General features: G+C 69.5%; 20 protein-coding genes. 13 read left to right on the top strand and 7 right to left on the bottom strand.

Translation table 11 applies throughout. From position 1 onward, the window contains the following. Positions 1–4 precede the first annotated feature (4 nt). Positions 5–1,132 carry a cation:proton antiporter gene (locus AB0H76_RS12015; protein ID WP_357321422.1) on the bottom strand — a complete coding sequence of 376 codons (1,128 nt, stop codon included), beginning with the start codon at positions 1,130–1,132 and terminating at the stop codon, positions 5–7. Beyond that, positions 1,129–1,524 (bottom strand): hypothetical protein, encoded by a 396-nt coding sequence (locus AB0H76_RS12010; protein ID WP_357326108.1) that lies wholly within the window; start codon positions 1,522–1,524, stop codon positions 1,129–1,131. Before AB0H76_RS12010 ends, AB0H76_RS12015 begins: the two co-directional genes overlap by 4 nt. A 220-nt stretch (positions 1,525–1,744) precedes the next feature. On the opposite strand from AB0H76_RS12010, the gene lanKC reads away from it, so the two are divergent. From lanKC to AB0H76_RS11970, 8 genes are all read left to right on the top strand, one after another. Further along, the gene (gene lanKC, locus AB0H76_RS12005) at positions 1,745–4,291 is read left to right on the top strand and encodes a class III lanthionine synthetase LanKC (RefSeq protein WP_357321419.1); all 2,547 of its coding nucleotides are present in this window, start codon (positions 1,745–1,747) and stop codon (positions 4,289–4,291) included. Positions 4,292–4,828: 537 nt separating this feature from the next. Next, on the top strand, positions 4,829–6,070 hold the full coding sequence (locus tag AB0H76_RS12000) for an MFS transporter (RefSeq protein ID WP_357321416.1): 1,242 nt from the start codon (positions 4,829–4,831) through the stop codon (positions 6,068–6,070). Positions 6,071–6,104: 34 nt separating this feature from the next. Then, positions 6,105–6,560 (top strand): hypothetical protein, encoded by a 456-nt coding sequence (locus AB0H76_RS11995; RefSeq protein WP_357321413.1) that lies wholly within the window; start codon positions 6,105–6,107, stop codon positions 6,558–6,560. Next, positions 6,553–7,719, top strand: a complete 1,167-nt coding sequence (locus AB0H76_RS11990) for a histidine kinase (protein ID WP_357321410.1) — start codon at positions 6,553–6,555, stop codon at positions 7,717–7,719. Before AB0H76_RS11995 ends, AB0H76_RS11990 begins: the two co-directional genes overlap by 8 nt. Further along, entirely contained in the window at positions 7,716–8,366 is a 651-nt protein-coding gene (locus tag AB0H76_RS11985) for a response regulator transcription factor (RefSeq protein WP_357321407.1), read from the top strand. The genes AB0H76_RS11990 and AB0H76_RS11985 overlap by 4 nt, the downstream gene beginning before the upstream one ends. 83 nt (positions 8,367–8,449) lie before the next feature. Further along, entirely contained in the window at positions 8,450–9,058 is a 609-nt protein-coding gene (locus tag AB0H76_RS11980) for a class I SAM-dependent methyltransferase (protein WP_357321404.1), read from the top strand. A gap of 91 nt (positions 9,059–9,149) precedes the next feature. Then, positions 9,150–9,794 carry a TetR/AcrR family transcriptional regulator C-terminal domain-containing protein gene (locus AB0H76_RS11975; protein ID WP_357321401.1) on the top strand — a complete coding sequence of 215 codons (645 nt, stop codon included), beginning with the start codon at positions 9,150–9,152 and terminating at the stop codon, positions 9,792–9,794. A 19-nt stretch (positions 9,795–9,813) separates the two neighbouring features. Continuing rightward, complete coding sequence (locus AB0H76_RS11970) at positions 9,814–11,076, top strand: helix-turn-helix domain-containing protein (RefSeq protein ID WP_357321398.1); 1,263 nt, start codon at positions 9,814–9,816, stop codon at positions 11,074–11,076. An 8-nt stretch (positions 11,077–11,084) separates the two neighbouring features. On the opposite strand, the gene AB0H76_RS11965 is transcribed toward AB0H76_RS11970, so the two are convergent. Further along, a complete protein-coding gene (locus tag AB0H76_RS11965; protein ID WP_357326105.1) occupies positions 11,085–12,005 on the bottom strand; it encodes a LysR substrate-binding domain-containing protein in 921 nt (306 codons plus the stop codon). 91 nt (positions 12,006–12,096) lie between these two features. Between AB0H76_RS11965 and AB0H76_RS11960 the strand changes: the two genes are divergently transcribed. After that, positions 12,097–13,416, top strand: a complete 1,320-nt coding sequence (locus AB0H76_RS11960; RefSeq protein WP_357321395.1) for an aspartate aminotransferase family protein — start codon at positions 12,097–12,099, stop codon at positions 13,414–13,416. 7 nt (positions 13,417–13,423) lie between these two features. On the opposite strand, the gene AB0H76_RS11955 is transcribed toward AB0H76_RS11960, so the two are convergent. The 4 genes from AB0H76_RS11955 to AB0H76_RS11940 all read right to left on the bottom strand — a co-directional run bounded on the left by AB0H76_RS11955 (position 13,424) and on the right by AB0H76_RS11940 (position 19,958). Continuing rightward, on the bottom strand, positions 13,424–14,329 hold the full coding sequence (locus AB0H76_RS11955; RefSeq protein WP_357321392.1) for an oxidoreductase: 906 nt from the start codon (positions 14,327–14,329) through the stop codon (positions 13,424–13,426). A 30-nt stretch (positions 14,330–14,359) separates the two neighbouring features. Further along, on the bottom strand, positions 14,360–17,611 hold the full coding sequence (locus AB0H76_RS11950) for an MMPL family transporter (RefSeq protein WP_357321388.1): 3,252 nt from the start codon (positions 17,609–17,611) through the stop codon (positions 14,360–14,362). A gap of 258 nt (positions 17,612–17,869) precedes the next feature. Further along, on the bottom strand, positions 17,870–18,403 hold the full coding sequence (locus tag AB0H76_RS11945; protein ID WP_357321385.1) for a transglycosylase SLT domain-containing protein: 534 nt from the start codon (positions 18,401–18,403) through the stop codon (positions 17,870–17,872). 433 nt (positions 18,404–18,836) lie between these two features. Continuing rightward, positions 18,837–19,958, bottom strand: coding sequence for a GGDEF domain-containing protein (locus AB0H76_RS11940; RefSeq protein ID WP_357321382.1), 1,122 nt, complete (start codon positions 19,956–19,958; stop codon positions 18,837–18,839). A gap of 192 nt (positions 19,959–20,150) precedes the next feature. Between AB0H76_RS11940 and AB0H76_RS11935 the strand changes: the two genes are divergently transcribed. From AB0H76_RS11935 to AB0H76_RS11920, 4 genes are all read left to right on the top strand, one after another. Next, the gene (locus tag AB0H76_RS11935; protein ID WP_357321379.1) at positions 20,151–21,275 is read left to right on the top strand and encodes an XdhC/CoxI family protein; all 1,125 of its coding nucleotides are present in this window, start codon (positions 20,151–20,153) and stop codon (positions 21,273–21,275) included. A 65-nt stretch (positions 21,276–21,340) separates the two neighbouring features. Then, complete coding sequence (locus AB0H76_RS11930) at positions 21,341–21,862, top strand: 2Fe-2S iron-sulfur cluster-binding protein (RefSeq protein ID WP_357321376.1); 522 nt, start codon at positions 21,341–21,343, stop codon at positions 21,860–21,862. Continuing rightward, positions 21,859–22,857 carry a xanthine dehydrogenase family protein subunit M gene (locus tag AB0H76_RS11925; RefSeq protein WP_357321373.1) on the top strand — a complete coding sequence of 333 codons (999 nt, stop codon included), beginning with the start codon at positions 21,859–21,861 and terminating at the stop codon, positions 22,855–22,857. The genes AB0H76_RS11930 and AB0H76_RS11925 overlap by 4 nt, the downstream gene beginning before the upstream one ends. Further along, a complete protein-coding gene (locus tag AB0H76_RS11920; RefSeq protein ID WP_357321370.1) occupies positions 22,854–24,947 on the top strand; it encodes a xanthine dehydrogenase family protein molybdopterin-binding subunit in 2,094 nt (697 codons plus the stop codon). Before AB0H76_RS11925 ends, AB0H76_RS11920 begins: the two co-directional genes overlap by 4 nt. Positions 24,948–25,308 lie beyond the last annotated feature (361 nt).

The following is a 25,308-nucleotide window of genomic DNA, read 5'->3' as shown; positions in this document are numbered from 1 at the left end:
TGGATCACGCGGCGCGGGCGGCTATCCGGCCCGCGGCGAAGGCCGCGGCGGCGATGGTGCAGAGCGCGCCGAGCATCAGGGCCGAGCCTTCGCCCGGTAGCAGGACGTGCAGCTCCGAGCCGATGGTGACGGCGGCGATGGGAACACCGATCTGGGCGGCCGCCAGGGTGCCGTAGGCGAACGGCTGGCCGGTGACACGCGTCGCGAGGTGCAGCAGTATCGTGCCCAGGCCCAGCGCCAGGCCGAGCAGGATCAGGCGGGGGTGCGCACCGAATTCGCGGAGGTCGAGCCGGGCGCCGAGCCAGACGAAGAACAGCGGGCCGAGGAAACCGTCGTTGATGGCGAAGAGCTGGCGGGCGACACGGCGCGGTTCGCCGATCCCGGCGACGGCCAGGCCCGCGGCGAAACCGGCGAGCATGATCGAAACGTGCGTCTGGGTGGCCAGCGCGCACAGGGCGAACAGGATCGCGAGGCTGACGCGCAGTTCCAAGGCGAATCCGCGATCCTCGGACAGGCGGTGCATCCGGCGGCGCGCCCCCGACAACTCCGAACGGCGCAGCACCAGGAACAGCACGACGGCCGCGGCCGCCACCGCGGCGGCGCCGACGGCCGCGCGACCCGCGTTGGCGGGATCGATCACCAAGGGCAACGCGATGACGCACGCGGTATCCGCGATCGCGACCTGGGCGGTCAACGCGAGCAGCGGTTTCCCGCCCAGCCCCAGCGCATCGGTGATCGGCAGCACCAGCGCCGCGGACGAGGACGCCATCAGCACCGCGTAGACCGCGCCGTGCCCGGTATCGAACCAGCGCGCGATACCGAAACCCGCTGCGGCGGCGAGCAATCCGACCAGCACCGCCCGCGCCGCGCCCTGGCCGAGCGCGGAGCGCACCGCCGGATCACGCACCGGGACATGGGTGCCCGCGACGAACATGACCAGGGCGAAGCCCATATCGGCCAGGAAGGTGAACAGCGGGTCGGAAGCGTGCAGGATGCCGAAACCCGTGGTGCCGAACAGGATTCCCGCGACGAGTTCACCCAGAATCACCGGCACGTGCCAGGAACGCCGCACCGCGAGCAGCGGTCCGCACAGTCCGAGCGCGATGACCAGGGCCAGGGTGGAGAAGGTCATCGGTGGGCGGGATGACGCGGCAGCGCGGCGATCTTGGCCGGGATGGCGATGTTCTCGTCGGCCCAGTGGATGGCGCAGACACGGTGGTAGCCGTCGGCGATCACGAGCGGGACGCCAGCCCGGAAATCGCCGCGCACCAGCAGGATCGGAGACAGCGACTTGCGGTTGTTGATCTTGACCAGGTCCCGGCGGACGTGCGGATTCTCGGCCGAGAGCAACTCCAGCCCCGCGGCCCGCAGAATGTCCTTGGCCTTCTTGTAGACGATCGGCGCGGTCCGCAGATCCGCCAGCACGGCCTCGACGACCTCGGTGGTCGCCAGCAATTCCAAATAGTCCGCGGCCGCCGGGTAGTCGTGCTCCTGCGGCTCGTCCTTCCAGTTCACGGGGAAGATCTCGGTGGTCGCCATCGGCTCATCATCGCGCCCCGCGGGCCGCATCGGGGGGACCTCGGCGGGGCGTTTCTACCGCAGGGCGATGAGGACGCTCATCGCGGCGCGGTAGGCGAAAACCACCACTGCGCACTGATTCGGTGAGGGTGCCGCGCCAGCCATTCTGGAACTCGTTCGATCGACAGACGAACCGCCCCCCGAGACCCAGAAGGGTTGGACCGCAATGCTTCACGACGCAGCGTTCTTGCTCGCCGACCCCGACTACTTCCAGCCGGTCGAGCGTACCGATCCGGGGCCGCGATACGCCCCCGCAGTGCCGCCGCCGGGGTGGCGGCGCGGCGAGTCGGGTGTGTGGACGCACTGGCTGCCGCCCGGGGTCGAACTGCCCGACCAGGGCTGGAAGGTGCATGTCTCCAGCTCGCTGGACAACACCCACCTGGTGCTCGACATCGTCGCGAAGATCTGCGGCGAGCTGGGGGTGCCGTTCAAGCACCTGACCGGGCGCACGTTCTTCGGGTGGCTGCACAGCAAGCACGGCAACCGGGTGCAGAGCGGGAAGTTCTGCGCGCTCTATCCGCCGACGCCGCAGTCCGCACACGAGGTGCTGGTGCGGCTGGAACGGGCGCTCGACGGCGTCGCGGGACCGTATGTCCTCACCGACCGCCGCTTCGGCACCTCGCAGTGCGTTTCCTATCGGTTCGGCGCTTTCCGGGCCACCTATCGGCTCCAGGCCGACGGCTCGAAGCTGCCCACGATGCGGGCTGTCGACGGTAGCGAGGTCCCCGACGAGCGCCGCCCCGAGTTCTTCCTGCCCGCCGGGGTGGTCGACCCCTTCACCCCGGCATCGGAGCCGATCGGCGACGACGCCGAGGTCAGCTTCCACGGCTACACCTTCGAAGCGGTGCTGCGCCACAGCAACGCGGGCGGCGCCTACCGGGCTCGCGACGTGGCCGGGACCGCCTGCTTCGTCAAGGAGGCCCGGGGCCACAACGGCTACGTGGGTGCGCAGGATGCGCGCCGCCGGCTCGAGCGGGAGTACCTGACGCTGCGGGCCCTGCACGCGGCCGCCCCCGGGCTGACGCCCCGGCCCGTCGAGCTGTTCAGCGAGTGGGAGAACACCTATCTCGTCACCGAATTCGTGCCGGGTCGCACGCTGACCAGCTGGATGGTCGCCACGACACCGCTGATCCACGCGGCTCCGAGTGCGGCGACCGTCGCCGATTACTACCAGCGCTGCCGCCACATTCTCGATCAGGTCACCGCGCAGATCGCCACCCTGCACGGCCTCGGATACGCCTTCGTCGACATCAGCCCCGGGAACGTGCTCATCGACGAGGACGACACCGTGCGGCTGATCGACGTGGAAGCCGTTCAGCGCCTGGATCATCCGCTCGGACTGCTGTCCACGCCGGGGTTCGCGCCGCCGGAGTTGCGCACGAGCAGCGCCCGTGCGCAGGCCGACCCGCGCTATGTCGACTCCTACGGGCTGGCCGCACTCGCCCAGCTGCTGATCTTCCCGATGCACGAGGTGGCCGAGCGGTCACCGCAGGCCCTGGATCACCTGCACGCCGACCTCACCGAGCTGGCCGCGCCACCGCGACCGCTGTGGGATGCGGTCATCCGCTACCGGGGCAGCGTCGAGGAGCAGAGCCTGCCCGATCCCGGCACCGTGCGGGCCGATCCGCGGGCCGCGCTGGCCTGGTTGCGGGACCGCACGGCCAACGAACTCGAACACATGATGGATCCCGGCAACGCGGAGTCCGCGTATCCCCTCGGGCCGGAAGGCTATCGGACCAATACCCGAAGTCTCGCTCACGGCACGGCCGGCGTGCTCCACGCCTTGCGCCTGGCCGGGCGCGCCATCGACCCGGCAGTACGCACGCGGTTGCGTGACGAGTCCCTGGCCGGCCTCGGCGACACCTGCCCCGGTCTGCTCTTCGGCAACGCCGGAATCGCCCTGGTACTCGACGATCTCGGCGAGCGCGAGGCCGCGCTCACCCTGCTCGCCGCGGCGAGCGCGCATCGGCTCGGCGCCGAGTCGGCCACCTGGGGTGGCGGTGCGGCGGGGATCGCCATGGCCCATTTGACCTTTCATCACCGGACCGGTGACGGCGCGCACCTCGAACACGCGGACCGGCTCCTCAGCGGGCTGCCCGCGGAGCTGGCGCCCTTGCTGGGCGCGGACAACGCCAGCGGTCTGGTGCACGGACGACCCGGGGTCGCGCTGGCGCTGTACTACCTGGCCGCGTTCACCGGTGAGCACCGGCATTTCGAGCACGGGCTGCGGTTGCTCCGCGACGAACTCGTCCACGCCGAGCCGATTCCGGGCGGCGCCCTGGGCTTCCGGGCCTCGGAACGCGATCTGCGCGTGATGCCCTACCTGGCATCCGGAAGCGCGGGCTACGCCCAGGTGCTCGCCCGCTATCTGACTCGGCACGACGAGCCCGGACTGGCCGACACGCTGAGCGCTTGCCTGCGCGCCACGGACATCCGGTTCACCGCCGCTCCCGGCCTCTTCCACGGCCAGGCGGGAATGGCGCTGGCCCAGGCGGATTCGTCGCGGCTGACCGCCCTGTTCAAGTACGCGATCCCCGGTCCGGCCGGCGTGCGCTGGCTGGGCGGCCACGGCCAGCGGCTCAGTGCCGACCTGGCCACGGGTTCGGCCGGTGTCCTGCTCGCCCTGCACCACGCCCTGACCGGCATCCCCGACCCGCTGTTCACCCTCGACGCGGCCCTGCCTGCGGCCGCACCCGAGCCGGTCGCGCGGTAAGCGACCACCCAGACCATCGTCCGAGCTCACCGAAGGGAGGTGAACATCATGATCCAGATCCTGAAGCTGCAGGCCGAGACCGCCAAGAACGAGGGCGAGGACGCCGGCTGGAGCACCCTCAGCATGGCCAACTGCACCAACACCCACGAAATGCTCTGACCCCCAACCCTTCTCATCACATCTCGTAAGGAGGTGAACATCATGATCCACATCCTGAAGCTGCAGGCCGAGACCGCCAAGAACGAAGGCGAAGACGGCGGCTGGAGCACCTGGAGCGTCCAGAACTGCACCAACCAGCACGAAATGCAGTGATCCCGCACGGCCCCCGACTACGCCTGAAAGGAGGTGAACACCATGACCCAGATCCTGAAACTGCAGGCCGAGACCGCCAAGAACGAAGGCGAAGACGCCGGCTGGAGCACCCTCAGCATGCAGAACTGCACCCACGCCCTCGAGGCGTAATCGCACGAACTCCGCCGGGCGCGGGCCTGACAGCCCGCGCCCGGCGATTCTCTTTCTCCGACAAGGAACCCGACCATGCTCGACGCACTACCGGCACAGACGAATTCGGATCTGCGGCGCTACACGATCGCGCAGGTCGCCTCCACCTTCGGCAGCACCATGACCAGCACCACCGTCGCCGTCACCGCGGTCACGGTGCTGGCGGCCGGACCGCACGAGGTGTCGCTGGTGGTGGCCGCGTCGGGCATACCGCCGCTCGTCCTGGGACCTTTCGCGGGCGTCCTGCTGGACCGGGTACGCCGGCCGCGACGGTTGCTGATCGGCGCGGATCTCCTTGCCGCCATGGCTATTACAGTGTGTGCGGTAGCGGCGCTCACGCACCTGCTGACCGTCGCCACCCTGATCGGCCTGTCCCTGACTCTCGGTGTGACCGGGGTGGCGCGCGCGGGGCTGTACTTCTCGCATCTGAGCACCCTCGGCGTCCGCGATCTGAGCACCACGCGGGCCCGACTCCAGGCGAACGCGCTGCTGGCGCGCTCCGCGGGCGCCTCGGTGGCGGGCCCGCTGCTCACGGCGGTCGGCGCCGCGGTGATGTTCGGCTGCGATGTGCTGACGTATCTGTTCAGCGCCTATTGCCTCTCGGGCCTGTCCGCGCCGGATCATCGCGAGACCGCGCGACGGGGCGGCATCGCCCGGGAGTTCGCCGACGGCGTCCGGGTTTTGCGCGACTCCACGGTGCTCGCCGCCTTGGCGCTGTACCTGCTGATCGGGGGCGCGGCGGCCGGCGGCGTGGCCGCCCTGCGCGCGGTGTTCCTGCTCACCGAGGTCCGAATTCCGGTGTCCGTGTACGGCATTCCCGCCGTGGCCGCCACCCTGTCCGCGGCGCTGGGCGCGCTTGCCGCGCCGCGCATCCTGGCCGCGGGGATCTCTCCCCGGCAAGCGCTGCGCGGCACCGTCCTGGCCGCCGCGGCCTGCGCGCTCGCGCTGCCCCTGGCCACCGGGCCGGTCCCCCTCGCTCTGCTGATCGTCTGTGCGAGCACCGCAGTGCCGACGCTGTGCGGCGCGATCATGAACATCGCCCTGATCACCGTGCTGGGCACCGATGTCGGCGATCGCTACTTCGCCCGGGTCGGCGCACTGCTCGGCACCGGCACGACCGCGGCCAACCTGACCGGCGCGCTGCTGGGCGGCCTGCTGGGCGAACGCTGCGGCGTCCGCACCGGCATCTGGATCTTCGTGCTGGCCGACCTGGTCGCCGCCTGCGCCTTCACCCTGGTCCTCGCCCGCCGGCCGGGACAGCGGACCGCGAACACATAGCCCTGCCCGGCGATATCGTGGGACACTTCTGCCCATGACAGCACGAACTTTCGTGGTCGTGTACGCGGTCGACGAGAGCGGCGCGACCGGTGTGCGGCTGGGCCGGGCGACACTGCTCGAGCGGGAGTTCGCGCTCGCACATCCACCGTTGTCCACGATGCTCGCCGAACAGGGCGCGACGCTCCGGCTCGGCGTGTTCAGCCCGGCACACGAATACGGTGAGATCGTCGACGTCTCGGCGACGATCGTCGTGCCGGACGCACCCGACATCGTGCTGCTGCAACTGGCCGAGACCTCGGCCGCCCCGCCGCGCGGGGTGCCGGTCACCCTCGTCGAGAACCCCGAGGGCGGGCTCGCCGAACCCGGTCGCGACGAGGTCATCGCCGCCGTGCGCAAGGTCCTCACCGAAGCCGCCACCGCGACGCCGCCGCCGGCGATGTCGATCGGCAACCCACTGACCTGGGTATGGAAGCTCCTGGGCGGTGGCTGAATCCAGCGCCACAAGCACATCGCTACGCCGCCTGGCCGACGTCGCCCTGGTCGCCGTGGTCGGCGCCATCGACCTGGCGGCGTGGGGCGGGGACAGCGAACTCCTCGGCGGCCGGTCGCTGCCGATCTGGGTGATACCGGCGGCCGCGGTCCTGTTGTGCGCGGCCCTGCTGCTGCGTGGCCGCTTCCCGCTCGCGGTGTGGGGCGCGGCGTGGGCCTTCACCTCGGTGAATCTCGTTGTGCCGACGTATTTTCCGGTCGGTTACCTGCTCGTCGCGACCTTCGCCGCCGCCTGCCGGGTCGCCACCGCGACAGCGCGACTGGTACTCGCCGGGTCGGCGCTCTCGCTCGCGTTGTTCACCTATCACAACGGCCTGGCCGGTCCGGGCGAGCCGGAACTGAGCCACTACCTCGTCGCGGGGACGATGTGGGCCTTGGCGCTCGGTGTCGTGTGGGGCGTCGGCCGGCTGCTCTATCTGCGTGAACACCGCGCGCTGGCGGTGCAGGAGCGGTTGGCGGCCGAGGGTGCGGCCGCGCTGGCGGCACAGCGACTGCGGCTGGCGCACGAATTGCACGACAGCGTGTCCGGCGCGGTGGCCGGAATGATCCTGCACGCCGCGGCCGCCCGGACGCTGGCCACCGACGGGAATCCGCAAGTGGCCGAGGCACTGGCCGTCATCGAACAGGCCGGGACACACGCGATGGGCCAATTGCACGATCTGCTGGGGCTTTTGCGCGCACCCGACCAGGCGGTCGCGCCCGTCACCCTCGATGATCTGATCGAGCTGAATCGGGCGCGCGGGTTGAATATTCGCCTCGATACCGACGGCACCCGGCCGCCGAACGTCGACCCCGGCATCGACCTGGCGGCCTACCGGCTCGTGCAGGAATCGCTGACCAATGCCGCCAAGCACGCCGGGGCGGGGGCGAACGTCGATATCAGCATCGGCTGGCACCCCACCCGCGTCACCGTGGCGGTGCGCAGCACCGGCGGCGACGGCCCCGTCGCGCAGGTCGACCGGCTCTCCACCCGCCAAGGCCTGACCGGGTTGACCCAGCGCCTGCAAACCCTCAGCGGCACGGTCGAATACGGACCGGACGGCAACGGCTGGTCGGTGACCTCGGAGATTCCGTTGCGCAGCACGGAGAACGCGACGTGACGATCCGCGTGATCATCGCCGAGGACGAGGCCCTGGTGCGTGCGGGGTGCGTGCTCCTGCTCGGGAGCGTCGCGGACATCGAGGTGGTGGGCGAAGCCGGTGACGGCGCGGCAGCGGTGGAACTCGCCGCGGCCGTCGCACCCGATGTGGTGCTGATGGACCTGCGCATGCCGGGCACCGACGGGATCAGCGCTACCCGGATCATCTGCGAAAAGCCTGATGCACCAGTGGTTCTCATGCTCACCACGTTCAACGAGCAGCACGCGGTCCAACAGGCCCTTGCCGCCGGCGCCAGCGGATTCCTGCTCAAGCACGCCGCCCCCGCGGACCTCGCCCAGGCGATTCGCGCCTGTGCCGCAGGCGAGGGCTGGCTCGATCCCGCGGTCGTCGGCGGCGTCCTCACGACACTGCGATCGGCCACCCCGCCCTCGGCCGCGACACCGGAATCCGTGGCCGGGCTCACCAACCGGGAGCGCGAGGTGCTGGTGCTGATGGCGATGGGCTACGCCAACACCGAGATCAGCGCCCGGCTGTTCATCAGCGAAGCCACCACCCGCACCCATGTCTCCCACGTGATCGCCAAGACCGGCTCCCGGGACCGCACGCAAGCCGTGGTCCTCGCCTATCGAAGCGGTCTGATGAGCTGACGACCCGCGCGGGCCGCGCGTTGTCGATCCGGGCGACGGTGGCACAGTGAACGAGGCCCGGCCCGAGCGAGGAGGAGCAGACGATGAACGCACGCGTCCCCAGTCAGTGGGAGGAAATCACCGCTGCCGACCCGGCACATTCGACCCGGTATGTGAATCGCTTCCGCACCTTGGCGGCCGAGGGCGCCGATATCGTCGGCGAAGCGCGGCTGGTCGACGCCATGCTCGCCCGCGGTAGCCGGGTGCTGGACGCCGGCTGCGGGGCGGGGCGGCTCGGCGGTTATCTGCACCGCGCCGGGCACGAGGTCGTCGGGGTCGATGTCGATCCGGTGCTGATCGCCGCCGCCGAGCAGGACTATCCCGGACCGGCGTGGCTCGTCGGCGACCTGGCCGACCTCGAGCTGCCGGGCCGCGGCATCGCGGCGGACTTCGATGTCATCGTGTGCGCGGGCAACGTGATGGCGTTCGTGGCGCCGTCCACCCGGGTCGCGGTGCTGACCGGCTTCGCCCGCCATCTCGGCCCCACCGGTCGCGTCGTCGTCGGGTTCGGCGCGGATCGCGGCTACGAGTTCCCGCAGTTCTTCGCCGATGCCGCGGCGGCCGGGCTCACCGTGGACCTGCGACTGTCGACCTGGGATCTGCGGCCGTTCACCGATGAGTCCGACTTTCTGGTGGCGGTGTTCTCCGGATAGGCAGCTGGTTTCGGCGATACTCGCCCGAATTTAAACTTGCAGCGCTAGGTTTACGGGGGAAAGCAGCACCGCGATAGAACAGGGGCTCACAATGGCGCGACCCCGCCGGCCACTACTGAGCCGCGATCGCATCGTCGAAACCGCACTGGCCCTGGTCGATGCCGAGGGGCTGACCGCGGTGTCGTCCCGGCGGCTGGCCGCCGAACTCGGCGTGCAAGGTCCCTCGCTCTACAACCACGTCGGCACCATGGACGAGCTCATCGACGCGGTGGTGGACGCGGTACTCGCCGAGGTCGACACCTCGATGTTCGGCACCTTGAGCCCCGAAAACCCGTCCTGGCGTAGCGCGTTGGAGAACTGGGCGCAGTCGTATCGCGCCGCGGTGGCCGCACACCACGAGATCGTGCCCGCGCTGGCCAGCGGTCCCGGGCGCCGCCCCCACGCCTTGCGGATCGCGGACGCCGTCTTCGGCGGGCTGGTCGCCGCGGGCTGGCCGCGGCGCGAGGCCACCAGCGTCGGCGCGCTCATGCGGTACTTCGTGACCGGGTCCGCGCTGGGTTCCTTCGCCGGCGGATTCCCCAGCGATGCCGCCGTCTACGACCGCGACTACCCCCATTTGAACGAAGCCCACCTGCTCGCGGAACGACAACAGCGGATCGCGCGGGACGCTTTCGACACCGGCCTGAAGGCGCTGCTGGACGGGCTGGAACTCCGCTACGCAGGATTGCACGACTAGAACGGCGCTGGAGCAACACATGTCATTTTCCACCCTGGATCTCTCCGTCGGATCGCCGGACACCGCACTGCGGTTCGCCGGTCAACCGGCGTCCCTCGCACTCGAGGACACCGCGCGCGTCGCGTCCCGGATAGTCGACTACTTCGCGACCTGTCTCGCGCCCTGCCGCACCCTGCCCGGCGAGCAGCTGCGCGGCGAGGTCACCACGATGACCCGCCACTGTCTCGCGCTGATCGTCGAACTGCTCGACCACCAGGCGGTGCCCGACGACGAGCAACTCGCACAGGTCCGCGCGGCGGCGACGCAGTGGGCCCGGGAAGGTGTTCCGCTGGAGGCGATCCTGCGCGCCTACCACGAGGGCATCCGGATCGGACTCAGCCTGGCCACGGCCCGCGCGAACGCCGACGATCATTCCGAGCTCCTGCTCGCGATCGACCTCATCCTCGAACTGCTGGAGTCGGTCACCGTCGCGGCGACCGCGGCCTACGCCCAGGAACAGCGCCTCGTCGCCCGCGAACATCACTCCGCCGCACAGACTTTGACCTCCGCACTGCTCAGCGGGCACGGCACGTCCGCACTCGTGCGGCAGGGCGAGATCCCGGTCGCCGAGTCGTATCACGTGGTGGCACTGGCGATTCCAGCACACGCCGACGAACAGAATCCGCGGATCGACGCCCACATCTCGGCCCAGCGCAAACTACGGCGGGTGCAGTCGGCACTGGCCAAGGCCCTGGGATCACGCGCCCTGGCGCTGTTCAACCCGCAGGGCGGCACGCTGCTCATCCCGGTGGCCGAATCCGCCTCCGCCACAGTCATCTCCGATCTCCGCGACGCACTGTCCGCCGCCGCGGAGGTGCCGGTCACCGCCGTCGTGATCACGACCGCGACCGACCGCATCCCCGACTGCGCCGACCACGCGCACGAACTACTCGAGCTGGTCCGCGCCGCGCGCCGGCAGCCCGGCCTGTACCACCCCGCCGATCTCGCGCTGGAATATCAGCTCACCCGGTCCGGCCCCGGCATCAGTCAGCTCGCCGCGACCCTGGACCCGCTCGACAAGCACCCGGAGCTGCTCGAAACGATCCGGGTCTACCTCTCCCGCGACCTCAGCCGCCGGCTCACCGCCCGGCACCTGTTCATCCATCCGAACACCATCGACTACCGACTACGCCGCATCGCGCAGTTGACCACCATCGATCTCAACACCACCGCGGGCATCTCCAGCGCGTCGGTCGCGCTCCTGGCCCGCGACCTCCACCGGGCCAAGCCCGCCGGCACGTGAGCCCGGGGCTAATCGCCCGCTGAGCGCGGGTCGCCGGGCAGCGGCAGGTCGGGGTTGCGGCGCAGCGAGTCGAGGACGACCCGCACCGCCGCGCGCGGTGCGGCGCCGCGGCGGACGGCCGCGGTGATGGTGCGGGTCACCGGGGTGGCGAGTTCCCTGGTGGTGATGTCGTAGCGGCTGTGGTCGACGGCGAGAGCCGGCAGCAGCGTGATGGACAGCCCGGCCTCGACGTGCTGCAACGCCATCATGTAATTGCTGAAACGGCAGACGACCCGCGGTTCGAATCGGGCCTGACGGCACAGCCGCAGCGCGAGATTGGCCATGTAGGACTGCGGGATGTCGAAGGCCCAGGGCTCGTCGGCGAAGGCCGCCAGCTTCACCGGGCCGCGACCGGCCGCGTGCCCGGGCGGCAGCACCAGCAGAATCTGGTCGGTGGCGAGGGGCACCAGGTCCAGATCCGGGCCCAGGGGCAGTTCGTCGAAATCCGTGGTGGTGATGATGACGTCGGCGTCGCCGACCCGCAGCGCGGGCATGCTCGCGTGCGGTTCCAGTTCGAGGATCTCGACGTCCAGATGCGGATACTCCTGGGCCAGCCGCGTCACCGCCGGCACCGCCAGGGTGTGGATCGCGCTCTGGAACGCGCCCAGCCGCACCAGCCCGGAGGGCTCCTCGCCGAAGCCGCGCAGTTCGGACTCGACGCTGTCCATCTGATCCAGGAGCGTGCGCGCCCGCCGGGCCAGGATCAGCCCGGCCGAGGTCAGCCGCACCCGCCGCCCGGTGCGCTCGAGCAGCTGGGTGCGGGTCTCGGCCTCGAGCACGGCCAGTTGCTGCGACACGCTGGACGGGCTGAGATTCGCGGCCTGCGCCACCGCCCGGACGGTGCCGAGGGTGTCCAGTTGGCTCAGCAGTTTGAGCCGCCAAGGGTTCATCACCCCGTCGATTCTTGTACGGAAATTCCGAACAGGAAAGCCGGAATTGTGAGATGGACGTGATGCTCGGCCGCCGCTTACCGTCGAGACCATGCCTGACCTCACGCCGCAGCCCGATGCCTTCTGGAACGACGCCGCACGGCACCTGGTGCGCTACGGCTCCGCGTTCACCCCCGAGATCGTCGAACGCGCGGCGGGCAGCTTCGTGTTCACCGCCGACGGCCGCAAGATCCTCGATTTCACCTCCGGCCAGATGAGCGCGATCCTCGGCCACTCGCACCCGCGCATCGTCGAGACGGTCCAGCGGCAGGTCGCCACGCTCGACCATCTCTACAGCGGCATGCTGAGCCGCCCGGTGGTCGACCTGGCCCGGCGCCTGGCCGATTCCCTGCCCGAGCCGCTGTCGAAGGTGCTGCTGCTGACCACCGGCGCGGAGTCGAACGAGGCCGCCATCCGGATGGCCAAGCTCGTGACCGGCAAGCACGAGATCGTGTCCTTCGCCCGGTCCTGGCACGGCATGACGCAGGCCGCCGCGTCGGCCACCTACAGCGCGGGACGCAAGGGCTACGGTCCGGCCGTGCCCGGCAACTTCGCGATTCCCGTGCCGAACAGCTATCGGCCCGATTTCACCACCGCGGACGGAAGTCTGGACTGGCAGCGGCAATTGGACTTCGCCTTCGACCTGATCGACGCCCAGTCGACGGGCAGCCTGGCCGCGTGCCTGCTCGAGCCGATCCTCAGCTCGGGCGGCATCATCGAGCCGCCGCCCGGATACTTCGCGGCACTACAGCGCAAGTGCCGGGAACGCGGCATGCTGCTCATCCTCGACGAAGCCCAGACCGGCCTGTGCCGCACCGGAACCTGGTACGCGTTCGAGCGCGACGGCGTGGTCCCCGACATTCTCACGCTGTCCAAGACCCTGGGCGCGGGGCTGCCGCTCGCGGCCGTGGTCACCAGCGCCGAGATCGAGCAGACCGCCTACGAGCGCGGCTTCCTGTTCTTCACCACCCACGTCTCCGATCCGCTGGTCGCCGCGGTCGGCAACACCGTCCTGGACGTCCTGATCGAGGACAAGCTCGATCAGCGCGCCCGCGATCTCGGCGCGTATTTGCGCAAGGGCTTGGAATCGATCGCCGAACGGCACGCGGTGGTCGGCGACATCCGGGGCCGCGGCCTGCTGGCCGGGGTCGAACTCGTCGTGGACCGCGCGACGAAACAGAGTTCGGACGCGCTCGGCGCACGAGTCACCCAGCGCTGCCTCGAACTCGGCCTGCATATGAATATCGTCCAGTTGCCCGGCATGGGCGGCGTCTTCCGGATCGCACCGCCGCTGACCGCTACCGAGCAAGAGCTGGAACTCGGTCTGACCATGCTGGACGAGGCGATCGGGGACGCCTGCGCAACGCTGTGAGCCGGGCCTAGCCCTGGTCGTCGCGGGCGCCGAGATCGAATTCGACCCCGGTGAGTTTCTCGGAGACCGTCCAAAGGCGCTGAGCGGTAACGGGATCGCTGGCCTTGGCGGATCGTCCGACCAGGGTGGGGTGGCCGTGCAGTTCGCGGCGGCCGTCCGGGCCGACGTAGCTGGCGCCGGGGATGTCCTGGGTGGCGGCGAACAGCGTGGGCAACGCGCCCTGTTCGCTGCTCTGCGCGAGCAGCCGGCCCGCCAGATGCACGGCGTTGACCAGAATCTTGTTGCGGCCCTGGGTGCCGAGGTTGGTCGCGGCGTAGCCCGGGTGCGCGGCCAGCGCCCGGACCGGCGAGCCCGCGGCCCGCAGCCGCCGGTCGAGCTCGAGGGTGAACAGCAGGTTGGCGAGCTTGGATTGACCGTAGGAGGCCGCGAATCCGTACTTGCGGCTGGCCAATTCGAGATCGTCGAAGTGGATGTCACCGGCCCGGTGGGCGCCGGAGGCCAGCGTCACCACGCGGTCGGTGAGGTGCGGTAGCAGCAGGTTGGTCAGCGCGAAGTGACCGAGGTGGTTCGTGCCGAACTGCAGGTCGAAGCCGTCCGCGGTGCGCGCGCCCGGAAACCCGGCCACCCCGGCGTTGTTGACCAGGATGTCGAGCGGCCCCTGCCAGGACCGGCCGAAATCCCGCACCGAGGACAGGTCGGCGAGGTCGAGACGGCGAACCTCGTTGTCCCCGCCCACCGTTCGCGCCGCCGCCGCCCCGCGCTCGGTGTCGCGCACCGCGAGCACCACGCGCGCTCCGGCGCGCGCGAACGCGGTCGCCGTGGCCAGCCCGACGCCGCTGTTCGCGCCGGTGATCACTACGGTGCGCCCCGTGAGCGAGGGCATGTGCTCTGCGGTCCATCCTGTACGCGCCATCTGTCCGAACCTACCTGCCGCGCGTCGCGCTCACGACAGCTCCGCGTGTTCCTCGATGTCGAAGCCCAGCCAGACATCGTGGTCGACTTCGCCGCCGGTGATGATCACCTCGCTGGTCACCAGCGGATATCCCCGTGCCACCACGGTGTATTCGCCCTCGGGCAGGTCGGTCACCGCGTAGCGGCCGTCCTCGTCGGTATGGACGACGCCGACGGTCACACCGGAGCGGTCGAGCACGGTGACCCGGGCGTCGTACACCCGCCGGCCGTCGGCGTGCACCGTGCCCCAGAGCATCGCCATCGGCGCAAGCTCGACATCGAAACGCAGCTGCCCGCTGTCGGGCACGGTCAATGTCGTTGCCGCGGGGCGCATCCGCGCGGCGACCGTCACGAGCGTATAGGTACCGGCAGGCACGCTCTTACAGGCGTAGGCGCCGTTCGCCGCGGTCACGGCGGTGCCGACCACCTCGCCCCGCGGATCGGTCACGGTGACCGTGGCGCCCGCCACCGGCTCGCGCGCGGCCGTGCGGACCACGCCCGACAGCTCGCCGGACCCGTGCAGGGTGACCTCGACCTGCTGCGCACCGCCGTCCACCACGGTGACGTTCACCGCGGCCGGTCGATACCCGTCCGCGGAGACGATCAGAACGTAGCTGCCCCGCGCGGGCGGCTCCAGGGCATAAGCACCCTCGCCGTCGCCGGCGACTCGGGAAACCTGTTGTCCGCGTTGGTCGATCAGCGTCAGGACCGGATCCGGCACCGGGCGCCCGTCGTCCCGGCGCACGGTGCCGCCGATCGTCCGGCCACTCGCCCGCTGCTCGCGCGGCAACCGTTGCGGCCCGAGGCCGTTGGTGGCCGGGTGCGCGACCGCGACCGGAACGGGTTCCGGCTCCGGTGCGGCGATGATCGGCACAGCGGCCTCCTCGATCTCTTCCTCGTCCCGCGCCCCGAGCCCCGGCGGCATGGCGACGACCGGTTCGGGCTCGGCGGGGCCGTACCGCGGCGGCTGCCGCGCACGCAGTTTCGCGCCCTCGACATCGATGTCGGGCAGGACGCGGTCGAGCCACTGCGGAATCCACCAGGACCGGGTGCCCATGATCACCAGCAACGCCGGGACCAGCACCATGCGCACCACGAACGCGTCGATGGCGACACCGGCGGCCAGCGCGAAGCCCATCGACTTGGCGGTGACGTCGGATTCGAGCAGGAACGAGCCGAACACCGAGATCATGATGATCGCCGCCGAGGTCACCACGCGGGCACCGTGGTGGTAGCCGCTGATCATGGCGTCCTTGGCGGACTTGCCGTGCACGTACTCCTCGCGCATGCGGGTCACCAGGAACACCTGATAGTCCATGGCGAGGCCGAACACCAAGCCGATCAACATGATCGGCAGGAAACTGATGATCGGCTGCGGATCGGAGATCAGGCCGAACGCGCCCTCCTGGAAGATCAGCACCGTCGCGCCGAAGGTGGCTGCCATCGAGAGCAGGAAGCCGAGCGCCGCGGTGAGCGGGACCAGGATCGACCGGAACACCAGGATCAGCAGCACGAAGGCCGCACCGGCCACGATCGCCAGGTACGGGACGATCTTGCCGAGCAGCACGCGGTCCATATCGGCGTAGATGGCGGTCGTGCCGGTGATGCCGTACTCGATGCCGTAGCGGTCGGTGAGTTCGCTTTCCGCCGCGCGGGCGTCACGCACCAGATCCTTGGTGTCCTGGTTGTTCGGCCCCGACTTCGGGACACCGCTGAGCATGACGCCGAGGCCGTTCGCGCTGAACTGCGGCCGGGTGACGTAATCCATCTCCGGGAACTCGGCGAGCCGGTCCCGCAGCGCGGTGACCGCGGCCTCGCGCACGCCTTCCGGCACGTTCTCCAGGTCGGCGGCGACGGTCAGAATGCCGTTGCTGCCTTCCCCGAAGCCCGCCGTCCGGATGTCGTAGGCCTGGCGAACCGTGGAATCGGTCGGGAAGCTGTCCTCCCCCGGCAGACCCAATTGCAGACCGAGCGCCGGAGTGGCCAGCGCGGCCAGGGCCGCCACGGCGAGCGCCAGCGCGATCCACGGCCGCTTGCCGATCAGGCGGGCCACCCGCATGCCGTTGCTGACGGCGGTGTCGTCCTCGGGATCGTGCCGGGACACCAGCGGCACCTTCGGCTTGAACAGGAAGCGGCCGAAGGCCCCGAGCAGGGCCGGCATCAGGGTGATGGCGGTGAGTACGGCGAAGAAGGCCGCCATCGCGCCGCCCAGGCCCATGAAGGTCAGGAAGTTGACCCCGACGATGCTCAGCGCGCCCAGGGCGACGACCACGGTGAGACCGGCGAACACCACCGCGGATCCGGCGGTGCCGACGGAAATGCCCGCGGCCTCTTCGGGATTCGCCGCGACATGCAGTTCGTGCTTGTAGCGCGAGACGATGAACAGCGCGTAGTCGATGGACAGCGCGATACCGATCATCGACGCCAGGAACGTGGTGAAACTCGGCACCTCGATGATCGAGGTGCCCAGCGCGATCATCAGCATGGCGGCGCCCAGGCCGACGATCGCGGTGATGATCGGCACGAACGCCGCCACGACGGCGCCGAAGGCGATCACCATGACCACCAGCGCCACGCCCATGCCGATCAGCTCGGCCTGGCCGCTGGGCTGCTCCTGTTCCTGCTGGATGGCGCCGCCGAGTTCGACGGTCAATCCGCGCGCACGGGCGGGATCGGCCAAGTCGTAGGCGGCGTGCCGCTCCTCGTCGGTGATGTCCATCGAGGAGGCGATGTCGAACGGCACCGTCAGCACGGCAACGGTTCCCGGGGCATCCGGGCTCAACACATTGAGCGGGGCACCCGAGCACACCGCCGGGTCGGCCTTGGTCAGGCAGCCCATCTCTTCGGCGGCGGCGACCGGATTCCGCAGCGCGGCAGCACTTTTCGCGGAGACCAGCAAGCGCGCGCCGTTGTCGACCGACAGCGCCTTCAGATCGGCGATCAGCGCGTCCAGCGCGGCACTGTTGGCCTTGTCGGTCAGCTTCGTGCCCGCGGGCGCCTTGATGACATACGCGCCGCTGACGGCATCGATGCCGAATTGCCCGGACATACCGGGGAATTGCTTGTCCAGAATGTCGGTGGCGCGCTCCGACGGTAGCGACGGCATGCTGAATTCGTCGCTCATCGGTTTACTCAGCAAGCCGCCCGCGATACCGAGCACCGCGAGCAGGACGAGCCACACCGGCAGAACGATCCACTTGCGGCGGAAGGCGAATTTGCCCCACCGATAAAGGTATACGGACACGACAGAGTTCTCCTGGAGGTAACCGGGTTGTGCTGAGTTCAGGGCCCGATACAGCACCTTCGCGGCCCGCCATGCATGCGAACAGCTCCTCCGGCAAAGATCTGACAAGCCGAAAGCGGAGGAGAAACCTCAAGTTTCGCGAGCTTACCGCACGCCGAATCGACACCGTCAGCGACCGCCCCCACCGCGAAAAACCCCGGACCACTCAGTGGTCCGGGGCTTTTCGAGTATGCGGTTGTTATTCAGTTGTCGATGGAATCAGTACGCCGAGCTGACGTTGTCCATCGAGCCGTAGCGGTGCGCGGCGTAGTTGCAGGCCGCGACGATGTTGGCGACGGGATCCCAGACGTCGTTCGAGGTGCCTTCCACGTGGTAGGTCTGGAAGGTCGGATCGATCATCTGCAGCAGGCCCTTGGACGGAATGCCCATGGCGGCGTTGGAGTCCCACTGATTGATCGCGTCCGGCTTACCGGCCGACTCGCGCAGGATGTTCTTGTGGATGCCCTCGTAGGTGCCCGGGATGTTCTTGTCCTTCATGATGTCGAGCGCCTCGCGGATCCAGCCGTCGAGGTTCTCCGAGTAGGCGGGAGCGACGGCGGCGGCCTTCTCGATCGACGGGCCCTTGGCCGGCGCGGCGGCCTGGGCCACCTCGGAGGACGCGGCGTTCGAGGGCGCGCCGTCGTCGGCGACCGAGACCGCGCCGGTGGCGGCGACGGCCGCGAGGCCGGCTGCGGCTACCGCGAAGGTGAGGCCTTCACGCAGGTTCGATCGGCGGAAAATGGAGAGCTTCATCGAGTAATCGGTCCTTGTGTCGGGAAACGGGGTCGATCCGGCCGCGCAGCAGCGCGAGGATCCTTGGCGGGTCACATCGGGTGGCTCGCCGCAGAGCTGTGCTGTTGTGGGTTTTGGTTGTGAGGGGAACTCGTCCCCGGACAGTGGGCCGGCGCTCCTAGGCGCTCCCTGGTCCGCGTCGTCTCGCGGAACTCCTCGTCACACCGACGGGGAGGTTGAATCGAGACGGTCTAACCAACTTCCAGTCTGTTTGCGACCTCGTTACAGAGTGATCACGACTGGTTAACGCAGGGTGAACGGAAAATGAACGGCAGGATTTTCACCTGAGGAAACACTGGGACCGGACCGGCGAAACCGGCGCTGCGCGGGCAGTTTGCCGAAAGTAAGCTGGCGGTATAGGTCACAAAGTTTTCTCGCCGCTTCCGCGCCAAAGCTAGTGCGAACCTCCGATATCCGGCATCTCGCCCGCGGCGACAACGGCGTTGCCGCCCCGATGTTTCGCCCGATACATCGCGGAATCGGAGCTGCGAAGCAACTCACGGTAGTGCGCGTCACTGCGGGGTTGCGCCGCGTCGAGGACCGCGACACCGACGCTCGCGGTGATGGTCACGGGCAAATCGGACATGCCCTCGATCGCCCGGCGCATCCGCTCACCGATCGCCGCGGCGGCCTCGTGCAGGCGGCCGACGATCACGAACTCCTCCCCGCCGGTCCGGGCGATGAGCGCGTCGGAGTCGACCGCCGCGCGCAGGCGCCGCGCGGCGTTGATCAGCACCTCGTCACCGAAGGGGTGCCCGAAGGTGTCGTTGACGGATTTGAAGCGGTCCAGGTCCACCGTCGCGACGAAGGCCGCGTCGCGGCGGTTGCCGCCGAACAGCGCGGGCAGGTGCGAGTCCAGGCCGCGGCGGTTCAACAGCCCGGTCAGCGGATCCGACAGGGCGTCGACGCGCAGCAACCAATGGCTGAACTGCATGAACGGCAGCACGACCCCGACCACCACGATCATGACCAGCACCACACCGATGCCGACCGCGATGTCCGCGCGCCGGCCCGCGTCGATGCCCGGCAGGTCGCCGCTGATCATCAGGCCCGCCAGCAGCACGCTGACCAGCACGGTCCAGCCGATGTGCAGGGCCAGGATGCGCGGACTGTGGAACACGGCGACATAGCCGCCCATGGCCGTCAGCAGCACGACCCCCAGCACCGCGACGACCCGGTCCGCGGCGAGGAACTCGTTGACGGCGGTGTCCAGGTCGAACAGCACGATCCAGGCCAGCGACTCGTATTCGCGCGGCCACGGCAGAAACCACCAGCGCAGCGTCCACACCCCGGCGACCGCGACTTCGACGATGCCCTGCACCTGGATGATGTGGGCCGGGAACTCACCCTGCGCGGCCGGCGCCAAGGCGGCCAGGCACAGCATCACCAGTCCCCCGGCACCCAGCATGAACTTGAAAGGGCCCAGCGCCCCGTGCGATTCGAAGGTTTCGACCAGGTGCCGATAATCGACCGGATCTCGCCACCACCTGCGAAACATCGATCGGTTGTCACTCATCGAGAACCGCCCTCAGCTCGACAACGGCCCCCGGTGCTTCAACCATCAGTCGTCACAATGCCACATCGCCGAAGCACAGAACGCACGCCGGAGGTCCCGGGTTTTGTGTCGGCGCACCCGGGTATCGACTACTGGCCGCGGGATTGCCCGCGGTTAACCGCTTCGATCGGTGACGCTGAAGGACGAGGACGGATGGCATCTCTGGAGGAGACGGTCTGGCAGACGATCGCACGCTGGCATCGACGCGGTGAGCGGGCCGCCCTGGTGCGGGTGGTCGGCCGGTCGGGTTCGGCGCCGCGCGGACTCGGCGCCGCGATGGCCGTGTCCCGGTCCGGGCAGGTGGTCGGCAGCGTCTCCGGCGGCTGCGTCGAGGGCGAGGTGTTCGAGCTCGCGCAGCAGGTCATCGAGTCCGGAACCCCGGTCGGCTCCAGCTACAGCAGCACCACCGACGTCCTCGCGCCCGAACTGCCGTGCGGCGGCACGATCGAGGTTTTCATCGAACCGGTCGATTCGTCGCTGATCGCAGTGCTGCCCGCACTGCTCGACGCGGTGCGCGACGGTGAGCCGGTGGCGCTCGTCTCGGTGATGGCGGATGCCACGTCCGGCCGTCATCTGCTGGTGGCGCCGCACCGGTCGGTCGGCACGCTGGGCGATGCCCGCCTCGATCACGCGGCCCTGGACGACGTGCGCGGGCTGCTGGCGCTCGGAACCACCCGGGTGCTGCGCCTGGGGTGCGAGGGCGAGCGCCGGCACGACGAGCTGTCGGTATTCGTACAGTCCTTCGCCACCCCGCCGCGGATGGTGATCTTCGGCGCGAACGATTTCGCCGCCGCACTGACGCGGATCGGAAAGTTCCTGGGCTATCGGGTCACCCTGTGCGATGCCCGGGCGGCATTCGCCACGGCCGAGGCGTTTCCGGCGGCCGACGAGGTGGTCGTGCGGTGGCCGCACGACTATCTGGCCGAGACCCCGACCGATGCCGCGACGGTGATCTGCGTACTCACCCACGATCCGAAATTCGATGTGCCGGTGCTGGAGGTCGCACTGCGCACCGAGGCCGGCTACATCGGCGTGATGGGGAGTCGGCGCACCCACGCGGATCGGCTGGCCCGTTTGCGCGCCGCCGGGATGACCGAGAGGCAGTTGGCGCGCCTCGCCGGTCCGGTCGGGCTGGACCTGGGCGCGCGCACCCCCGAGGAGACAGCCGTGTCGATCGCCGCGGAGATCGTCGCCCGGCGCTGGGGCGGAACCGGAGCGCGGCTGAGCGACCTCGAGCTTCCGATTCACCACGAGCGCGGGCCGCGATTGTCCGGGTGAGGTGGACACTCCGCAGGATCGGATCAGCGCGGATTCGAGTGCCGGGCACCGGGTACCCGCCGCAGATGGATGCCACGGAAACGCGGACCGAGATCACCCTCGACGTCGACGGTGAGCGGCGATCCCTGCAGGTCGACAACCGCACCACCCTGCTCGACGCGCTACGCGAGCAGCTCGGCGTGACCGCGCCGAAGAAGGGCTGTGATCACGGTCAGTGCGGATCGTGCACCGTGCTGCTCGACGGCCGCCGCGCCACCTCCTGCCTCACCTTCGCCGTCGCGCAGGACGGCGCCCGCGTCGTCACCGCGGCCGGGCTCACCGACGGCGACGACCTGCATCCCATGCAGCAGGCCTTCCTGGACCAGGACGGTTTCCAATGCGGCTATTGCACACCCGGGCAGGTGTGTTCGGCGATCGGCGTCCTCGAAGAGATCAGGGACGGCCATCCCAGCCACGTCACCGCGGATCTCGAAGCCGCACCGGAACTGACCGATGACGAGATCCGGGAGCGGATGAGCGGCAACCTGTGCCGCTGCGCCGCCTATCCCAATATCCTCGCCGCGATCCGGCAGGCGGCGGCCTCGTGATCCCGTTCGAGTACCGCCGCGCCACCAGCACCCAGGACGCGGTCGCCACGGTGACCGCGCGCCCGGACGCCGCCTACCTCGGTGGCGGGACGAACCTGGTCGATCACATGAAACTCGGCATCACGGCGCCGCAGCTGCTGGTGGACGTCAGCCGCCTGCCGCTCACCGACGTCGAGGAGACCCCGGACGGTGGACTGCGGATCGGGGCGGGTGTGCGCAACAGCGACCTCGCCGCGCATCCGCTGGTCCGGTCCCGCTATCCCGCGCTGTCGCGGGCACTGCTCGCGGGCGCGTCCGGTCAGCTGCGCAACCTGGCCACCACCGGCGGAAATCTGTTGCAGCGCACCAGGTGTCCCTACTTCCAGGACACCACCACGCCCTGCAACAAACGCACACCCGGCACCGGTTGCTCCGCGATCGGCGGCTATGTGCGCTATCACGCGATCCTCGGCGCCTCCGAGGAGTGCGTGGCCACCCACCCCTCGGACATGGCGGTCGCCCTGACCATGCTCGGCGCGCGCGTGGTCGTGCACGGCGCCGACGGCGCGACGCGCATCCCGCTGACAGACTTCTATCGGCTGCCCGGGGACCGGCCCGACCGGGACACCGTGCTGACCCACGGCCAGCTCATCACCGCCGTCGAGCTGCCCGCGCCGCCGCCCGGAGCCCGCTCGACCTACCGCAAGGTGCGCGACCGCGCGTCCTACGCCTTCGCACTGGTCTCCGTCGCCGCCGAAATCGTGCTCGACCCCGGCGGGACCGAGATCGCCTCCGCGCGTGTTGCTTTCGGCGGTGTCGCACACAAGCCGTGGCGGGCGATCGAGGCGGAAGCGGTCTTGCTGGGCGCACCGGCCACCGCCGAGACCTTCGAGCGCGCGGCGCGGGCCGAACTCGCGCCGGCCCGGCCGCTGGACGGCAACGAATTCAAGGTCGACCTGACTCGGCGCACCCTGGTGTCCGTGCTCCGCGCCCTCACCGAGGAGGCCTCGCGATGACAGTGCTCCAGCCCCGGGCGATCGGCGCGCCACTCGCTCGCCTGGACGGCCCGGCCAAGGTCACCGGCACCGCGCCTTATGCCTTCGAGCATCAGGTCCAGCGACCGACCTATCTGCATCCCGTTCAGGCCACCATCGCCCGCGGCCGCGTCACCGGGATGGCGACCGCCGAGGCCGAAAAGCTCGACGGCGTGCTCGCCGTGCTGACGGTTTTCGACGCGCCGAAATTGGCCGACACCTCCGACGGCGAACTGAGCATCCTGCAGGACGATCGGGTGCACTTCCGCGGCCAGTTCATCGGCGCGGTCCTGGCCGAGACGGCCGAAATCGCCCGGCAGGCAGCGGGTCTGGTGCGCGTCGACTATCACGAGGAAACCCACGACACCGAACTGCGGGCCGACCATCCGGGGCTGTACGCCCCCGAGGAAATGCTCGAATCCAAAGCCACCGATACCGAAGAGGGTGACGTCGAGGCCGCCTTCGTGAACGCGGCGGTGACGATCGACCGGACCTACACCACTCCGCTCGAGCACAACAATCCGATGGAGCCGCACGCATCCATCGCCACCTGGGACGAATCCGGCGGCCGACCACAGGTGACGCTCTACGATTCGACGCAGGGTGTGCACGTCGTCCGCAAGACGATCGCGCCGATGTTCGGTCTCGAACCCGAACAATTGCGCGTGATCGCGCCGCACGTCGGCGGCGGATTCGGCGCCAAGGGCGCGCCGCACGCGCACAACGTCCTCGTCCTGCTGGCGGCGCAGCGCAGCGGTGGCCGCCCGGTCAAACTCGTGCTCACCCGCCAGCACATGTTCGCACTCGTCGGTTACCGCACCTCGACCATCCAGCGGGTCCGGCTCGCCGCCGACCCGGCCGGAGCGTTGACCGCGGTATCGCACGACGCCATCGGGCAGACCGCCACGGTCAAGGAATTCGCCGAGCACCCCGCGGTGATCTCCCGGATGATGTACGCCGCGCCGAACCGGCGCACCACGCATCGCCTTGCGGCACTGGATGTTCCGGTGCCGTTCTGGATGCGCGCCCCCGGCGTGTGCCCCGGCATGTTCGCCGGTGAGGTCGCGATGGACGAGCTGGCCGAAGCCTGCGGGCTCGATCCGATCGAGCTCCGCGTCCGCAACGAACCCGAGATCGACCCGGAGACCGGAAACCCTTGGTCCGGAAGGCATCTCCTGGAATGCCTGCGCACCGGCGCCGAACGATTCGGCTGGGCCGACCGTGACCCGGCCCCACGCCGCCGCACCCGGGGACAGTGGCTGCTCGGGACGGGCGTCGCGGCCGCCACCTATCCCGCCTCCTCGATGCCCGGCAATGCCGCGCGCATCGAATACCGGGCAGACGGCCGGTACGTGGTGCAGATCGGTGCGGCCGATATCGGCACCGGCACCTGGACCGCGCTCACCCAGATCGCCGCCGACGCCCTCGGCTGCGACACCGACGCCGTCGAGATGCAGATCGGCGACACCGACCTGCCCGTCGCCTCGGTGGCCGGCGGCTCCAGCGGCATCAGCTCGTGGGGCACCGCGATCGTCACCGCCGCCCGCGCCTTCCGCGAGCAGCACGGCGAAAACCCTGCCCCCGGAGCGGAAACGACCAAGGAGGCGGCCGACAACCCGGACGCCGAGAAGTTCGCCACCCATTCGTTCGGAGCCCAGTTCGTGGAGGTCGCCGTCGACCAGGACACCGGCGAGATCCGCGTACCGCGCATGCTCGGCGTCTTCTCGATCGGCCGCGCCATCAACGCCCGCACCCTGCGCTCCCAACTGATCGGCGGCATGACGATGGGCCTGTCCATGGCCCTGCACGAGGAGAGCGTGCGCGGTACGCGATTCGGTCACGTCGTAACGCAGGACCTGGCCAGCTACCACATCAGCTCGCACGCCGATGTCCATGACGTGGACGCGATCTGGCTGGACGAGGTCGATGAGCACGCCAATCCCATGGGTGCTCGCGGGGCCGGGGAGATCGGGATTGTCGGGGCTGCTGCCGCCGTGTCGAATGCCGTCTATCACGCGACCGGTGTGCGGGTGCGGGATCTACCGATCACGGTGGATGATCTGCTCGGCTGACGGGCCTAATAGATTTGTCCCACAATGCTTCTCGTGCCAACAACGAGGAGCTTCGGCCAGCTGTTGTCCCGCCGCGCTTTGCGGGTCAACAGCTGGCAGCTCCAGTATCCATCGTGCCCACAGCGACGCGCCCCAGGAAATGGAATCAATTGCCGCACAACCAAACCCGTCGTGATTCGCCGGGATTTACCCAGCACTAATCGCTCTCATTTGCGCAAGGCCGGCACGGACGCACCCGCACGTGTTTGCCAGTCAATCCGCCCACCGCACAGCGAACCGAACCAGCCACCGCTGGCAGCGATTAGCACTGGAAGACCCCGCGTCCACGCCGGGTTCCCAGTGCGACACGTCCGTCCTCCGC

It is taken from the genome of Nocardia sp. NPDC050712 (assembly GCF_040654295.1).
GTDB lineage: Bacteria > Actinomycetota > Actinomycetes > Mycobacteriales > Mycobacteriaceae > Nocardia.
The sequence above is the reverse complement of the archived record's forward strand: the minus strand, read 5'-3'. Positions and strand labels throughout refer to the sequence as shown.

Coding starts and splice junctions, on each gene's coding strand:
- AB0H76_RS12015 (WP_357321422.1), bottom strand. CDS start 1,132: ATGACCTTCTCCACCCTGGCCCTGGTCATCGCGCTCGGACTGTGCGGA.
- lanKC (WP_357321419.1), top strand. CDS start 1,745: ATGCTTCACGACGCAGCGTTCTTGCTCGCCGACCCCGACTACTTCCAG.
- AB0H76_RS12000 (WP_357321416.1), top strand. CDS start 4,829: ATGCTCGACGCACTACCGGCACAGACGAATTCGGATCTGCGGCGCTAC.
- AB0H76_RS11995 (WP_357321413.1), top strand. CDS start 6,105: ATGACAGCACGAACTTTCGTGGTCGTGTACGCGGTCGACGAGAGCGGC.
- AB0H76_RS11980 (WP_357321404.1), top strand. CDS start 8,450: ATGAACGCACGCGTCCCCAGTCAGTGGGAGGAAATCACCGCTGCCGAC.
- AB0H76_RS11975 (WP_357321401.1), top strand. CDS start 9,150: ATGGCGCGACCCCGCCGGCCACTACTGAGCCGCGATCGCATCGTCGAA.
- AB0H76_RS11970 (WP_357321398.1), top strand. CDS start 9,814: ATGTCATTTTCCACCCTGGATCTCTCCGTCGGATCGCCGGACACCGCA.
- AB0H76_RS11965 (WP_357326105.1), bottom strand. CDS start 12,005: ATGAACCCTTGGCGGCTCAAACTGCTGAGCCAACTGGACACCCTCGGC.
- AB0H76_RS11960 (WP_357321395.1), top strand. CDS start 12,097: ATGCCTGACCTCACGCCGCAGCCCGATGCCTTCTGGAACGACGCCGCA.
- AB0H76_RS11955 (WP_357321392.1), bottom strand. CDS start 14,329: ATGGCGCGTACAGGATGGACCGCAGAGCACATGCCCTCGCTCACGGGG.
- AB0H76_RS11945 (WP_357321385.1), bottom strand. CDS start 18,403: ATGAAGCTCTCCATTTTCCGCCGATCGAACCTGCGTGAAGGCCTCACC.
- AB0H76_RS11940 (WP_357321382.1), bottom strand. CDS start 19,958: ATGAGTGACAACCGATCGATGTTTCGCAGGTGGTGGCGAGATCCGGTC.
- AB0H76_RS11935 (WP_357321379.1), top strand. CDS start 20,151: ATGGCATCTCTGGAGGAGACGGTCTGGCAGACGATCGCACGCTGGCAT.
- AB0H76_RS11930 (WP_357321376.1), top strand. CDS start 21,341: ATGGATGCCACGGAAACGCGGACCGAGATCACCCTCGACGTCGACGGT.
- AB0H76_RS11920 (WP_357321370.1), top strand. CDS start 22,854: ATGACAGTGCTCCAGCCCCGGGCGATCGGCGCGCCACTCGCTCGCCTG.